This is a genomic window from Massilia sp. GCM10023247 (assembly GCF_042653325.1).
Lineage (GTDB): Bacteria > Pseudomonadota > Gammaproteobacteria > Burkholderiales > Burkholderiaceae_D > Telluria.
Genome location: NZ_JBHSIB010000007.1, coordinates 398860 through 413648 on the forward strand (window position 1 = coordinate 398860; position 14789 = coordinate 413648).

Annotated in this window: 12 protein-coding genes; 6 read left to right on the forward strand and 6 right to left on the reverse strand. The window is 65.8% G+C overall.

Annotated elements, in window-relative coordinates:
- Positions 1-53 precede the first annotated feature (53 nt).
- Entirely contained in the window at positions 54-353 is a 300-nt protein-coding gene (locus ACFPAH_RS05470) for a hypothetical protein (RefSeq protein ID WP_379741830.1), read from the forward strand.
- Between the two features lie 433 nt (positions 354-786).
- Here ACFPAH_RS05470 and ACFPAH_RS05475 read toward each other — a convergent pair whose 3' ends face one another.
- From ACFPAH_RS05475 to ACFPAH_RS05490, 4 genes are all read right to left on the reverse strand, one after another.
- A complete protein-coding gene (locus tag ACFPAH_RS05475; protein WP_379741833.1) occupies positions 787-1779 on the reverse strand; it encodes a S49 family peptidase in 993 nt (330 codons plus the stop codon).
- A gap of 50 nt (positions 1780-1829) precedes the next feature.
- A complete protein-coding gene (locus ACFPAH_RS05480) occupies positions 1830-2195 on the reverse strand; it encodes a Rieske (2Fe-2S) protein (RefSeq protein WP_379741836.1) in 366 nt (121 codons plus the stop codon).
- A gap of 12 nt (positions 2196-2207) precedes the next feature.
- On the reverse strand, positions 2208-2867 hold the full coding sequence (locus tag ACFPAH_RS05485) for an HAD-IIIA family hydrolase (protein ID WP_379741840.1): 660 nt from the start codon (positions 2865-2867) through the stop codon (positions 2208-2210).
- A gap of 175 nt (positions 2868-3042) precedes the next feature.
- Entirely contained in the window at positions 3043-4023 is a 981-nt protein-coding gene (locus ACFPAH_RS05490; RefSeq protein ID WP_379741844.1) for an RluA family pseudouridine synthase, read from the reverse strand.
- A 680-nt stretch (positions 4024-4703) separates the two neighbouring features.
- On the opposite strand from ACFPAH_RS05490, the gene ACFPAH_RS05495 reads away from it, so the two are divergent.
- The 5 genes from ACFPAH_RS05495 (at position 4704) to ACFPAH_RS05515 (ending at position 12974) form a co-directional block, all read left to right on the forward strand.
- Positions 4704-7898: an Rne/Rng family ribonuclease gene (locus ACFPAH_RS05495; protein ID WP_379741847.1), complete on the forward strand. Its 3195-nt coding sequence runs from the start codon at positions 4704-4706 to the stop codon at positions 7896-7898.
- Between the two features lie 82 nt (positions 7899-7980).
- On the forward strand, positions 7981-9321 hold the full coding sequence (chrA, locus tag ACFPAH_RS05500; RefSeq protein ID WP_379741850.1) for a chromate efflux transporter: 1341 nt from the start codon (positions 7981-7983) through the stop codon (positions 9319-9321).
- Positions 9314-10423, forward strand: coding sequence for a GTP 3',8-cyclase MoaA (gene moaA, locus ACFPAH_RS05505; protein WP_379741853.1), 1110 nt, complete (start codon positions 9314-9316; stop codon positions 10421-10423). The genes chrA and moaA overlap by 8 nt, the downstream gene beginning before the upstream one ends.
- Positions 10424-10429: 6 nt before the next feature.
- A complete protein-coding gene (gene glp, locus ACFPAH_RS05510) occupies positions 10430-12307 on the forward strand; it encodes a gephyrin-like molybdotransferase Glp (protein WP_379741856.1) in 1878 nt (625 codons plus the stop codon).
- Between the two features lie 130 nt (positions 12308-12437).
- Entirely contained in the window at positions 12438-12974 is a 537-nt protein-coding gene (locus tag ACFPAH_RS05515) for an REP-associated tyrosine transposase (RefSeq protein WP_379741859.1), read from the forward strand.
- Positions 12975-13052: 78 nt separating this feature from the next.
- Here ACFPAH_RS05515 and ACFPAH_RS05520 read toward each other — a convergent pair whose 3' ends face one another.
- Both ACFPAH_RS05520 and ACFPAH_RS05525 read right to left on the reverse strand, forming a co-directional pair.
- A complete protein-coding gene (locus ACFPAH_RS05520; protein WP_379741861.1) occupies positions 13053-14372 on the reverse strand; it encodes a DNA recombination protein RmuC in 1320 nt (439 codons plus the stop codon).
- Between the two features lie 12 nt (positions 14373-14384).
- Positions 14385-14774 carry a group II truncated hemoglobin gene (locus ACFPAH_RS05525; RefSeq protein WP_379741864.1) on the reverse strand — a complete coding sequence of 130 codons (390 nt, stop codon included), beginning with the start codon at positions 14772-14774 and terminating at the stop codon, positions 14385-14387.
- Between the last annotated feature and the right edge of the window lie 15 nt (positions 14775-14789).

Below are 14789 nucleotides of genomic sequence, written 5' to 3' on the forward strand. Positions count from 1 at the left end.
TCCGGAATTTACTAGGTAGGTCCGTAGGATTAATTACTGAACAAGAAGAGGAAATGTCCATGCAACCTGTCAAGCTCGTGTCCCATGCCACCCTGCTACCCGCAGCGTCCGCATCGGTCAAGGCGGCGCGCCTATCGGCTGCGCGTTCCCAGTCGACCCTGTTTCCGACCCGGCTGGCGCTGGCACGATGGACGGCCGGTGGTGATGTGCCGCATCTGCACCCCAATCTCAACGCCCCGCTGCGCGCCGCCTGGTTCGCGCGCGCCCAGCGCGATTTCCAGGCCTGGCTCGATAGCGGCGGGTTCGTGCAGCATGAAGACGAGGCCGCGCAACTGGACGATGCCGGCTTGTGACTTCCCGCCGATCGGCTGATCGACCGCTCTACCGCGTGCGCACGAGTGCGCACCCTAGCGGCAGAGGTATCCGTAGGGTGGGCAAGTTAGGCGGGGGCCGCCCAGGCCACGGGTTCAAGCGGCCGATGCTCGGATGCAGTGGTATTTCAACCGTCCGTTGAACGCGTGAGCGGAAAGACCCGCCCCCCCTACGCTCGCGGAACCTTGTACCCAAATGAAAACGACGGCTTGCGCCGTCGTTTTCGCTCCCAGGAAGAGCTGCTACTGCGAGGAATGGAATTCTCTCGAAACCGCACGCATGCGGGTGGGTAGTGTCGCCAGATAGGTCGATCATGAACAGGATGACACCGGTTATCGATCGCTCTTCCTGGAAGAACTACAAACCTCACTATAGGACATTTTGCGGAACTTTCAAGGAACTTATTGAACTTTATCAGTTCAATTTTGGCAGCACAGGACCGGCCACCGCCTTCACTGCTCCCTGCCCTACCGACGCGCCGAACTTCTTGAGCACCCGCTCCGGCAAGCCCTCGTGCGCCGTGTAATCGACAATATCTTCGGCTTTCACGATGTCGCGCGCGACCGTGTCGACGGTGCCGAAGCCGTCGGCCAGGCCCATGTCGACCGCCTTGGCGCCGGTCCAGTAGAGCCCGGAAAAGGTTTCCGGCGTTTCCTTCAGGCGTGTGCCGCGTCCGGCGCGCACCACCGAAATGAATTGCTGGTGGATCTCGTTGAGCATTTCCTGGGCGTGGGCGCGGTGCTTGTCGGATTGCGGGCTGAAGGGATCGAGGAAACCCTTGTTGGCGCCCGCGGTCAGCAGGCGCCGTTCGACGCCCAGCTTGTCCATCGCGCCGGTGAAACCGAAACTGTCCATCAGCACGCCGACCGAGCCGACGATGCTGGCCTTGTTCACGTAGATCTTGTCGGCGGCGGCGGCGATGTAATAACCGCCCGAAGCGCAGATTTCGTCGACCACGACATACAGGGGCTTGTCCGGGTAGCCGCGCTTGAGACGCTGGATTTCGTCGACGATGATGCCTGCCTGCACCGGGCTGCCGCCGGGGCTGTCGATGCGCAGCACCACCGCTGCCGAGCCGGCGTCGGAAAAGGCCTTGTTCAGCGAGGGGATGACATTGTCGGCGCCGCCGTTGCCTTTTGCTTCGATCTCGCCGTTAATTTCGATCAGCGCGGTGTGGCGGCCAAGGTTTTCGTCGCCCCCGCCGAAGCTCAGGTCGAGGTAGGTCCAGAGGGCGACCACGAGGACGGTGAGGAAGGCCAGCCGGAAAAAAATGCTCCAGCGCCGCGCCGCGCGCCGCTCCTTGATGGTGGCGAAGACGAGCTTTTCGAGCGTGTCGCGCTCCCAGTTGCCTGCGGTGGGGTTGGCCACGAACCGGCTTTCCCCGTCATTCCTGATGTTATCGCTCATAGATATTCGAAGTTAGTAAAAAACCGGCACTGCCTTCACACGGGTCGTGCTCAGGCTGCCGGCGCGCCGATCCGTTCGTCGGGTTGCCAGTACACCTTGCCGTCCGCCTCGCGCACGGCGATCGTGCGCAAGCGCGCGCCGCGGCAGGGGCCGCCCGCGCACACGCCGCTTTCCGGCCGGTAGATTGCGCCATGCGTCGCGCACATCAGGAACTCGCCGCCCGATTCGAAGAACTGCCCCTCGACCCAGTCGAGTTCGATCGGGACATGGGCGCAGCGGTTCAGGTAGGCATAGGCGGTGCCGTGAAAGCGCACGACGAAGCCCGTTGCAGCCTCGCCGTACACCGACACGGGAAAACGCACGCCGGCGCCGCCATCGACCAGCGCCTCGGAATCGCAGATCAGCACCTGATTCATACCTGAGCCATATTACGCGTATTCGGCCAGCCAGGCGTGCAACTCGACTGCGGTCTTGGCCGAATACAGGGGACGGCAGGCCTGCAACTGGTCGACCGGATGGGCGCCATACTCCACTGCAATGCCTGCAGCGCCGGCATTCCTCGCCATTAATAGGTCGTGCGTGGTGTCGCCGATCATGACCGTGCGCCGCATGTCCTGGCCGAGCTCGCGGGTCAGTTCCTGCAACATGGCCGGGTGCGGCTTGGAAAATGTTTCGTCCGCGCAGCGCGTGGCATCGAATACGGACAACAGGCCGGCGGCGTTCAGGGCCCGGTTCAGGCCGACGCGGCTCTTGCCGGTGGCCACCGCCAGGAAATAACCCTGCTGGGAAAGTTCGGTCAACATCTCGCGAACGCCCTTGAACAGCACCAGTTCGTGGTCCTTCGTCAGGAAATGGTAGCGGTAACGCTCGACCAGGCGCGGGTACAAGGCGGGCGTCGCCTCGGGCACGGCGGCCTGCATGGCTTCCGGCAAGGCGAGCCCGATCACGTGTGAGGCAGCCTCGTCGCTGGGAACGGGCAGGCCGATGTCGCGCGCGGCCGCCTGGATGCAACGCACGATGGCGACGGTACTGTCCATCAGCGTGCCGTCCCAGTCGAAGACGATCAGATCAAATTGCTTTCTTGGCATGTCTCCCGGCAAACTGCCGGCTCCTGTGGTTTCCGGAATAACCGGTCATGTTTCTGTAGGGTGGACGGCTTCGCCGTCCACGCGTCGATCGTTATATGTTGCGCAATCGCGAATGTTCATCCGGCGGTTGAACGCGTGGACGGGGAACCCGTCCACCCTACGTGCGTCCGCGAATTTAATTGCTCGCCTGCCCCAAGCTTAACAAGAAACGGTCGCACTCTGCTGGCAAAGGCGCCTGCAGCGTCATGGGCTTGCCCGACTCGGGGTGCGTAAAGGTGATCTTATAAGCATGCAGGAACATGCGGCGCAGCGCGCCGCGCGTCGGGTCGGCTTTCTGTAGTGCCTTGTTCAGCGCGAAATCGCCGTATTTCTCGTCGCCAAGGATAGGAAAACCCGAGGACGCCAGGTGGACGCGGATCTGGTGGGTCCGGCCGGTCTTGAGCTCGGCCTCGAGCAAGGCGAAGCGCTCCCACTTGCGCAGCAGGTTGAAGATCGTGTGCGACTCCATGCCGCCCGCCTGCACCACCACGCGCCGCTCGCCGTCCGGGGTCGAATATTTGTGCAGTGGCAATTTGACATGCTGGCGCTTGTTGACCCAGTCACCGGCCACGGCGGCCAGGTAGCGCTTGTCGGTATGGCCGTCGCGCATCTGCTCGTGCAGGTTGGTCAGGGCCGAACGTTTTTTGGCCAGCAGGAGCAGGCCCGAGGTCTCGCGGTCGAGCCGGTGCACGAGTTCGAGGAACTTGGCGTCCGGGCGCGCGGCGCGCAACTGCTCGATCACGCCATACGACACGCCCGAGCCGCCGTGCACGGCCACGCCGGCCGGCTTGTCGATGACGAGCAGGTGCGTGTCTTCGTGGACGATCCGGAATTCGGCACCCGGCACCGGCGCGGTATGCGTTTTTTCGGCGATGCGGATCGGCGGGATGCGCACCAGGTCGCCGGCCTCGAGCCGGTACAACTGGTCGATCCGGCCCTTGTTGACCCGCACTTCGCCGGAGCGCAGGATCCGGTAAATGTGGCTTTTTGGAACGCCTTTACACACCCGCAGCAGGTAGTTATCGATGCGCTGTCCGGCTTCTTCTTCGGTGATCGTGACGAACTGTGCTGCTAACGCCTGTGATGAAGGGGGAACAACATCGTTTTGCATCTTCATATGGACTGTCTTCCCAGAAATTCTCTCTAAGTCCTTCATTTTGAATATATAATCGACAGGCGGCGGTGAAACCTCTGCAGGTGTAAGAATTAAAACGATATTTTACACAGGGGCGCGCTCCATCGGCCCCGCAGGCATGCAAATTCGATGGAAAAAACGTGTACGCACATTCCTGCGTCGATCAGGGTTGCACCGCAGTTGTAATCGGATCGCGTGCAGGAGTGCCGGATTGGATTGTTTGGAACTGTAAGGATAAGTACCGGAAAGCTTCCCTGGAAGCTCGCCGGTTGATGGCGTCGATAACGCTTGTCGTTTCGCCTGACCCATTGCAAGCCTCACTCTGAAGGCTTGAATCAAGGCTGATTGTTCGCCTGATATCGAGTCCTGGTTTGTTCGCTGTAACGGTTTGGCTGGTAGTTGCGCGCACCGTCTTGATCATGTTGCGCCGCTCGGGATGAGCGGCCCATGTCGTGCCGCTCGGGATGAGCGGCCCAGTGCGGCGCGCCCTCGGCATGTCGATCGACCCCATTTGCGCCCTGTTGCGGCCGCGATGCCATGCGTCGCCGTGCCGTACGTGCGGGCATACCCCCCTCCAGCTCTCCCCTCCCGCGTATGTCCCTGTACTTTGGCCGCCCTGGCAAGGCGGCCCGGATCGGCCCACGGGTCGCGGAGTGATAAAAATGAAACGCATGTTGTTTAATGCTACGCAGCAAGAAGAGCTGCGCGTAGCAATCGTCGACGGTCAAAAACTGATCGACATCGATATCGAAACGGCTGGACGCGAACAGCGCAAGTCGAATATCTACAAGGGTGTCATCACCCGCATCGAACCCTCCCTCGAAGCTTGCTTCGTCAGCTACGGCGAAGACCGCCACGGTTTCCTCCCCTTCAAAGAAGTTGCCCGTACTTATTTCCGTGATGGCGTGGACGTCCGCAATGCCTCCATCAAGGAAGCGCTGCGCGAAGGCCAGGAGATCATGGTCCAGGTCGAGAAGGAAGAGCGCGGCAACAAGGGCGCGGCCCTGACCTCGTTCATTTCGCTGGCCGGCCGCTACCTGGTGCTGATGCCGAACAACCCGCGCGGCGGCGGCGTGTCGCGCCGTGTCGAAGGCGAGGAGCGCCAGGAACTGCGCGAGACGATGGACAAGCTGGACTTGCCGCAAGGCATGTCGGTGATTGCCCGCACCGCCGGCATCGGCCGCAACGTCGAAGAACTGCAGTGGGACCTGAATTACCTGATGCAACTCTGGCGTGCGATCGAAGGCGCCGGCAAGTCGGCATCGGGTGCCTTCCTGATCTACCAGGAAAGCTCGCTGGTCATCCGCGCGATTCGTGATTATTTCCAGCCGGACATCGGCGAAGTCCTCATCGATACCGACGAGATCTACGACCAGGCGCAGCAGTTCATGAGCCACGTGATGCCCGACATGGCGCACCGCGTAAAACGCTACAGCGACGACGTGCCCCTGTTCTCGCGTTTCCAGATCGAACACCAGATCGAAACCGCCTACGCGCGCACCGTGCCGCTGCCATCGGGCGGCGCCATCGTCATCGACCACACCGAAGCCCTGGTCTCGATCGACGTCAACTCGGCACGCGCCACGCGCGGCTCGGACATCGAAACGACCGCGTTCAACACCAACTGCGAAGCGGCCGACGAAGTGGCCCGCCAGCTGCGCCTGCGCGACCTGGGCGGCCTGATCGTCATCGACTTCATCGACATGGAAGTGGCGAAGAACCAGCGCGAGGTCGAAACCCGCCTGAAGGACGCCCTGCACCATGACCGCGCCCGCGTTCAAATGGGCAAGATTTCCCGGTTTGGCCTGATGGAGCTGTCGCGCCAGCGCCTGCGTCCTTCGCTGTCGGAAGGCTCGCACGTGACCTGCCCGCGCTGCTCGGGTACCGGCCACATCCGCGATACCGAATCGTCGGCCCTGCAAGTCCTGCGCATCATCCAGGAAGAGGCGATGAAGGAAAATTCGGCCACGATCCACGTCCAGGTACCGGTCGACGTCGCCGCCTTCCTGTTGAACGAGAAGCGTGGCGAAGTCCTGAAAATCGAGAACCGCCACCGCATCACCGTGATCCTGGTGCCGAACAAGCACCTCGACACCCCGCACTACAAGCTCGAGCGCATCAAGCACGACGACCCGCGCCTGGAAGAAGCGCCGTCGAGCTACACGCTGGCCGAGTCCGCCGAAACCGACATGGCCTACAGCAAGCGCCAGAAGGAAGAAGCCAAGCCGCGCCAGGAAGCCGTGGTCAAGACCATCACCCCGGCCCAGCCGGCGCCGGTGGTCGACCGCAGCGAAGCGGTCAAGCCTGCCAAGGCCGTCGAGGCCGCCCCGGTCACGCCGGTTGCCCCGGCCGCGGTCGGGTTCATGGCCAAGCTGAAGAGCTTCTTCTTCGGCGCACCGGCTCCGGTGGCGCCAGCCCCGGTGGTGGCCGAGCCGGCCAAGCCGGCCGCCCCTGCCGCAGCCGAACGCGGCGAGCGCAACGGCCGTGGCCCGCGTGGCAGGAATGGACGCAATGAGGGCCGCAACGAGGGGCGCACCGGCAAGTCCGAGCGCACCCGCGACGAGCGCGATGCGACCGCCAAGACCGGCCAGGACGACGCCGTGAAGGCGGGCGAGCTGGAAGCCAAGCCGGCCCGCGCGCCGCGTCCGCCGCGCGAGCCGCGTGCGCCACGCGAGGCACGCGAGACCGCCGAGGCGACCCAGGCCGCGCCGCGCGGCGAGCGCGCCGAGCGTCCGGAACGCGCCGAGCGTCCTGAACGTGCAGAGCGCGCCGAGCGCGCACCGCGTGCCCCGCGCGAACGCAGCGAACGCAACCAGCCGGTCGAAGCCAAGGCCGACGAGCTGGCCGGCATCCACGCGGTCCCGATGCCGGAAACCGAACTGTCCACCGCCACCCCGCACGGCGACCAGCTGGAGCACGCGGTGAAAGCCGTGACCACGCAAGGTCCGCAGGGCGAAGAGCTGGAAGCCGAAGGCGACGAGCCACGCCGCCGCCGCCGCCGCGGTGGCCGCAACCGTAACCGCCGCGACCGCGACCAGGTCGATGGCGTCGAGTCCGCCGAGCATGGCGAACACGAAGGTACGCCGGCCTTCATGCCGGTTGCCGACGAGGAAGCCGCCAAGGTGCAGGCTGCAGCGGCCGACAAGCCGGCGCGCAAGCCACGCGGCGAAGGCAGGCAGCAGGCTGCCAAGCAGGCGCCATGGCCGTTCCCGACCGCCGCTTCGGTGGCCGCCGCGCAAGCCAAGGCGGCAGCGAAAGCCGCCCCGGCTCCGGTCCAGGCGCCGGCTCCGGCCGCCCAGCCGGCCCAGGCCGCACTGGTCCAGGCGCCGACCGCACAGGCATGGTTCTTCCCGACCGCCGCCTCGGTGGCCGCTTCGTCCGGCGCCAGCCAGCCGGCGGCCGCTCCTGAAAAGGCGGAATCGGCTCCGGTGCAGGCAGCTCCAGTGCAGGCAGCTCCAGTGCAGGCAGCTCCAGTGCAGGCAGCTCCAGTGCAGGCAGCTCCAGTGCAGGCAGCTCCGGCGCCGGCACCAGTCCAGGCTGCACCAGTCCAGGCTGCACCGGTCGAGGCTGCCCCGGCACCTGCGCCTGCGGCACCGGTCCAGGCGCCGGCAGTGCAGGCGCCCGCCGCAGTTCCAGCCCCTGCTCCAGCCCCTGCTCCGGCAGCGGCCGCCCCGTCGGATCTGAACGAGGTGCTCGGCGCTGCCGGGCTGACGCTGGCCGCGACCGATCCGGAAAAGCTGCGCGCAGCCCAGGAAGCGGCCGCCCAGGCAGCCGCCCCGATCCGCGTCGGCCGCGCCCGCAAGCCGGCACCGAAGCTGGTCGACGAGCCGCTGATCCAGGTCGATACGCGCCAGTAAGCGTGTCTTGATCTGATCCAAAAAGGGAAGCCTGCGTGCTTCCCTTTTTTTCGCCCTCACCTTCCTTTGCCCGAAGCCGCCCATGAACGACGAACGAGCGCTCCCCGCAGTCACCCGCCGCGAAGCCTTCCTCTACTGGCTCAAGCTCGGCTTCATCAGCTTCGGCGGACCGGCCGGCCAGATCGCGCTGATGCACACCGAACTGGTGGAGCGGCGGCGCTGGATTTCGGAAAACCGCTTCCTGCACGCCCTGAATTACTGCATGCTGCTGCCCGGCCCGGAGGCGACCCAGCTTGCCGTCTACATCGGCTGGCTGCTGCACCGCACCTGGGGCGGCATCGTCGCCGGCGTGCTGTTCATCCTGCCCTCGCTGGCGATCCTGATCGGGCTGGGCTGGATTTATCTGGCCTACGGGCACCTGCCGCTGGTGACCGGCGTCATGAACGGGATCAAGCCGGCGGTGGTCGCGATCGTGCTGGCGGCGGCCTGGCGCATCGGCAGCCGCACGCTGCGCAACCGGCTGTTGGCCGGAATCGCGCTGGCGGCCTTTATTGCCATCGCCTTCCTCGGCCTTCCCTTCCCGCTCGTCGTGCTGGGAGCGGCGCTCGCCGGCATCGTGGGCAGCCGCTTGCGACCGCAGGCGTTCCAGCCCGCCTCCGCCCGTGCCGGCGGACACGGCGCGCCGGCCGCCGCCCGGCAGCGCGCCCTGATCGACGACGATACCCCGACGCCGGCCCATGCCCGCTTTTCGATGCGCCGCCTCGTGCTGGTCGTCTGCGCCGGGCTGGGCATCATGGCGGCCGCCTGGCTGCTGCTCGCCGCAGCGGGCGGAACGCAAGCCACGCTGGCGCAGATGGGCTGGTTCTTCACCAAGGCGGCCCTGCTGACTTTTGGCGGCGCGTATGCCGTCCTGCCCTATGTCGTGCAGGGCGCCGTCGAGCATTACGGCTGGCTGAGCGCGCCGCAGATGATCGACGGCCTGGCGCTCGGCGAAACCACGCCGGGCCCTTTGATCATGATCGTCGCCTTCGTCGGCTTCGTCGGCGGCTGGACCCATGCCCTGTTCGGCCCCGATGCACTGCCGCTGGCCGGCATCGCCGGTGCCGTGGTCGCGGCGCTGTTCACCTTCGTGCCCTCGTTCATCTTCATCCTCGCAGGCGGCCCGCTGGTCGAATCGACGCGCGGCAACCTGCGCTTGACGGCCCCGCTCACCGCGATCTCGGCGGCGGTGGTCGGCGTCATCGCCAGCCTGGCGCTGTACTTCGGGCGCGAAGTGTTTTTCGCGGGCGGCACGGTCCAGCCGGCATCCATCGTGCTCGGACTGCTTGCCGCCATCGCCCTGCTGCGCTACAAGGTCGGGACAATCAGCTTGCTCGGGGCCTGTGCAGTCGCCGGCCTCGTGCTATCTTATTGGCATGGCTGAAAACATCATTACGCTGCACGACCTGCGCGCGCCTGCGCTGGCGGTGCCGGCAGCACCCGAGGCGCCCGTCGGTCATGTGGCCGATGCCCTCGCGCGTCCGCTGCACGACCTGCGCATTTCCGTGACCGACCGCTGCAACTTCCGCTGCGTGTATTGCATGCCGAAGGAAGTGTTCGGCAAGGATTATCCCTACCTGCCGCACGGCGAGCTGCTGAGCTTCGAGGAGATCACCCGGGTGGCGCGGCTGTTCGTCGCGCACGGGGTCCAGAAGATCCGCCTGACCGGCGGCGAGCCGCTGCTGCGCAAGAACCTCGAGCACCTGGTGGCGATGCTGCGCGCCCTGCCGACGCCATCCGGCCGTCCGCTCGACCTGACCCTGACGACCAACGGTTCGCTGCTGGCGCGCAAGGCGCGCGCCCTGAAGGATGCAGGCCTGGACCGCGTCACGGTCTCGCTCGACGCGCTCGACGACGCCGTCTTCAAGCGCATGAACGACGTCGACTTCGCGGTCGGCGACGTGCTGGCCGGAATCGACGCGGCGCATGCGGCGGGCCTGGGGCCGGTGAAGGTCAACATGGTGGTCAAGCGCGGCAGCAACGACGACCAGATCGTGCCGATGGCGCGCCATTTCAAAGGCTCGCCGACCATCCTGCGCTTCATCGAATACATGGACGTGGGCGCCTCGAACGGCTGGAACATGGACGAAGTGGTGCCTTCCGACGAGGTCGTGCGCCGCATCTCGGCCGAGCTGCCGCTCGTTGCGGTGTCCGCCAACTACACGGGCGAGACGGCGGCGCGCTGGCGTTACCTCGACGGCGGCGGCGAAGTCGGCGTCATTTCCAGCGTCACCGGCGCCTTCTGCAAGGACTGCAGCCGCATGCGTCTCTCGACCGAAGGCAAGCTCTACACTTGCCTGTTCGCCACCCGCGGCCACGACCTGCGCAGCCTGCTGCGCGGCGGGCACGACGACCTCGCCATCGGCGCGGCCATCGCGCAGCTGTGGCGGGGGCGCAGCGACCGCTATTCCGAAACACGCACCATCAACACGGCGGGCATCGAACGCGGCGCACGCAAAGTCGAAATGTCCTATATCGGCGGTTAGAACAACATGAACAAACACGAATCGATCAGCGGCTTGATCCTCGCCGGCGGCCGCGGCACGCGCATGGGCCAGGTGGACAAGGGCCTGCAAGCCTTCCGCGGCAAGACCATGGCCGCGCACGTGCTCGAGCGCCTCGCGCCCCAGGTTGCCTCGGTGGCGATCAATGCCAACCAGAACCTGGACGCCTACGCGGCCATGGGCGTGCCGGTGTGGCCGGACGACCTGCCCGGTTTCGCCGGGCCGCTGGCCGGCATGGAAGCGGGCATGCGGCGCTGCCAAACACCGTATCTGCTCACCGCCCCCTGCGATTCGCCCTTCCTGCCGCCTGACCTGGCCGCGCGCCTGCTGGCGGCGCTGGTCGAGCAGGACGCCGACCTGGCATTCGCCGTGACCCGGGAACCGGGCCAGCGGCCCCAGCCCCATCCGGTATTCTGCCTGGTCAAGGCCAGCCTGCTGCCGATCCTGTCCGCTTACCTGCTCGAGGGCGGGCGCCGCATGGACGGCTGGTACAAGGACCTGAAGGCGATCGAGGTGCCGTTCGAGGACGCCGACGCCTTCCGCAACATCAACACGCTCGACGAACTGCGCGGCCTCGACACCGGACGCGCGCCGCGCCTGGCGGACGTGACGAGCTGCCTGTCGGATTACGATCCGGACGCGCTGCCCGTCAAGCAGGCCCAGCACATCATCCGCGCATTCGTGCAGCCGGTCGGCGCCGTCGAACAGGTGGCGCTGCGCGCCGCGCTCGGCCGCGTGCTGGCGCGCGACATCGTCTCGCCGATCGACGTCCCGGCCCACGACAATTCGGCAATGGACGGCTACGCCTTGCGCGGCGCCGACCTGCCGGGCGAGGGCGAGGCGCGCTTTGCCGTGGTCGCCACCGTGTATGCGGGCCAGCCGTCGGACGTGGTGCCGGGGCCGGGCGAATGCGTGCGCATCATGACCGGCGGCGTGATGCCCGCCGGCTGCGACAGCGTGGTGCCGCAGGAATTGCTGGCGGCAGACGGCGAACACGCAGTCGTCCTGCGCGCCGGCACCATCCGCCCGGGCGACAACCGCCGCTTCGCCGGCGAAGACCTGAAAGCCGGCAGCGCCGCGCTCCCGGCCGGCAAGCTGATCCGGCCGGCCGACCTCGGCCTGATCGCCTCGCTCGGCATCGCCGAGGTGCCGGTGCGGCGCCGCCTGCGCGTGGCCTTCTTCTCGACCGGCGACGAACTGCGCTCGATCGGCCAGCCCCTCGACGAGGGCAGCGTCTACGACAGCAACCGCTACACGATCTACGGCATGCTGCAGCGCCTGGGCTGCGACATCATCGACATGGGCATCGTGCGCGACGACCCGGCAGCGCTCGAGGAAGCCTTGCGCAGCGCCTGCGAGAACGCGGACGCCATCGTCACCTCGGGCGGGGTCTCGGTCGGCGCCGCCGACTACACGAAGCAGATCATGGCGCGCCTGGGCGACGTCACCTTCTGGAAGATCGGCATGCGCCCGGGCCGGCCGCTGGCCTTCGGGCGCATTGCATCGAACGGTCACAGCGCCTTCCTGTTCGGGCTGCCGGGCAATCCGGTCGCGGTGATGGTCTCGTTCTACTTTTTCGCGCGCGAAGCGCTGCTGCGCATGATGGGTGCCCAGGCGCCCCTGCCGCTGCTGCGCGCCCGCTCGACCGCCGCCATCCGCAAGAAGCCGGGCCGCACCGAATACCAGCGCGGCATCCTGACGCACGACGCCGACGGCACGCCGCAGGTGCGCATCACCGGCTCGCAAGGCTCGGGCATCCTGCGCTCGATGTCGGAGGCGAACTGCATGGTGGTGCTGCATGACGAGCAGGGGGGCGTGAATGCCGGGGACATGGTCGATGTGCTGATGTTCGAAGGCCTCGTTTAACGTAGGGTGGACGGGTCCCCCGTCCACGCGTTCAACTAACGGATGCGCTGCCGCAATGGACCGTTGATCGGCGTCATTGTTGTCACTTCCTTCGTCCCGCGCGCACCGTCGTCCGCATTACGATGGCGCGATGTCACGCTTTCGCCGCGCCTTGACCGGCTCTACCTTTTTCTTCACGCTTGTCGCGTGGCGCCGTCGTCCTATCCTGTGTGACGATATCATTCGCGACGCACTCCGCAATGCCATCCATACAGTGCGCCAACGCCGCCCATTCACAATCGATGCATGGGTACAGCTGCCTGATCATTTACATTGCGTCTGGACGCTGCCGCAGGACGATACCGATTTTTCGCAACGCTGGCGCGAGATCAAGCACCACGTCTCGTATGTTTGCCGTGATCGATACAACATCGGACCGGCGTCATCATGCATGAAGCAGCGTGGCGAATCCTTGATCTGGCAGCGGCGTTTCTGGGAGCACCAGATTCGCAATCAGCACGATTTTGAACGGCATGCCGATTACATCCATATCAATCCCGTGCGGCATGGGTATGTATCGCACGCATCATTGTGGCCGTATTCGAGTTTTGGCCGTTTCGTGCGTGATGGGATGTATCCCGCAGATTGGTGCGGGCCGGTGGATATGCAAGAATTGAGGTGGGAATGAGCGTAAAACCGTCGCGGTTGAAGATGATCAGGTGCCGGTTGAACGCGTGGACGGGGGACCCGTCCACCCTACGGGAAATCAGTCTTCGCGCTCCGCCTCCGGACCCAGCATCAGCTGCGCCGCCTCGCTCGGCAGCGCCTCCACCGATTTCAGCTTGCGCGCCATTTGCCGGCTGCGCACTTCGGCGCTTTCGATGTTCTTGGCTGCTTTTTCGAGGGTGGCCTTGGTGGCGGCGAGGACGTCGCCGAACTTGCCGAACTCGGTCTTCACGGCGCCCAGCACCTGCCACACTTCGGACGAGCGCTTCTCCAGCGCCAGCGTGCGGAAGCCCATCTGCAGGCTGTTGAGCAGGGCCGACAGCGTCGACGGCCCGGCGATGGTCACGCGCATCGTGCGCTGCAAGTCGTCGGCCAGTCCCGGGCGCCGCATCACTTCGGCATATAAACCCTCGGTCGGCAGGAACAGGATCGCGAAATCGGTCGTCTGCGGCGGCGAGACGTATTTTTCGCAGATCGTTTTCGCCTCGGTGCGCACCGCGCGTTCCAGCTCGGCGCCGTATTTGGCCACGCCCTCGGCGTCGGCCCGGTCCTGCGCCTCGACCAGGCGTTCGTACTGCTCCTTCGGGAACTTGGCGTCGATCGGCAGCCACAGCGGCGGGCCGCCTTCGGTCGTGCCGGGCAGCTTGATCGCGAACTCGACCCGGGCGTTGGTCCCCAGCACGGTCTCGACGTTCTTGGCGTACTGGTCCACGGTCAGCACCTGCTCGAGCAGCATTTCGAGCTGGACTTCGCCCCAGGTGCCGCGGGTCTTGACGTTGGTAAGCACCCGCTTCAGGTCGCCCACGCCGATCGCCAGCTGCTGCATTTCCCCGAGTCCCTGGTGCACCTTCTCCAGGCGCTCGGAGACGTGGCGAAACGATTCGGTCAGGCGGGTTTCGAGCGTCGTGTGCAGCTTTTCGTCGACCGTCTGGCGCATCTCTTCCAGGCGTTTGGCGTTATCGATCTGCAGGTCGCGGATCTTGTGCTCGAGCGTGGCGCGCACTTCCAGCATGCGCTGGGCGTTCGATTCGGTGAGGTTGGCGAGCGTTTGCTGGAGCGTGTCGGCGAAGCGCTTGAGCGAACGCGCCTGCTCTTCACGGCCGCCGGCCGCATGCAGCTGCATCTGCTGGCGCATGCTTTCGAGCTGCTGCAGGGTCGCGCCCTGGTGCTGCGCCATGTGGCTGGCGAGTTCCTGGCGGGTGGCTTGGGCGCTGTGCTGCAGTTCCAGGCGCAGCTCGCGCTCGACGCGCTCGAAGGCCAGCGCCTGGCCGTCGCCGCCGCGCGGGCGCAGCAGGAGCAGGACCAGCAGCGCGATCACGAGCAGCAGGGCCGCGATCAGTACCAGTTCGAAGGTGGTCATCAAGCGGCTTTCTCAGTTCGGCGTATTACGCATCCAGTCGGCGGTCTGGTAGAACGACTGCATCAGGCGCAAGCGCAAGGCGTCGTCCATGCCGATGTCTTCCATCGCCCAGGCCATCGCGCGCAGCCACTGGTCGCGCTCCGCGGTGCCGATCGCGAACGGCAGGTGGCGCGCGCGCAGGCGCGGGTGGCCGTAGCGTTCGATGAAGAGATCCGGCCCGCCCATCCAGCCGGACAGGAACATGAACAGTTTTTCACGCGAGCTGTCGTTGGGTTTCGGGTGCATGGCGTGGATGCCGGCAAATTCCGGCTCCAGTTCCATCAGGTCGTAGAAGCGGTCGACCAGTTCGCGCAGGCGGACTTCGCCGCCGATGATTTCGTACAGGGTTTGGTTCTCGGACATCCCGCCATGATAGCG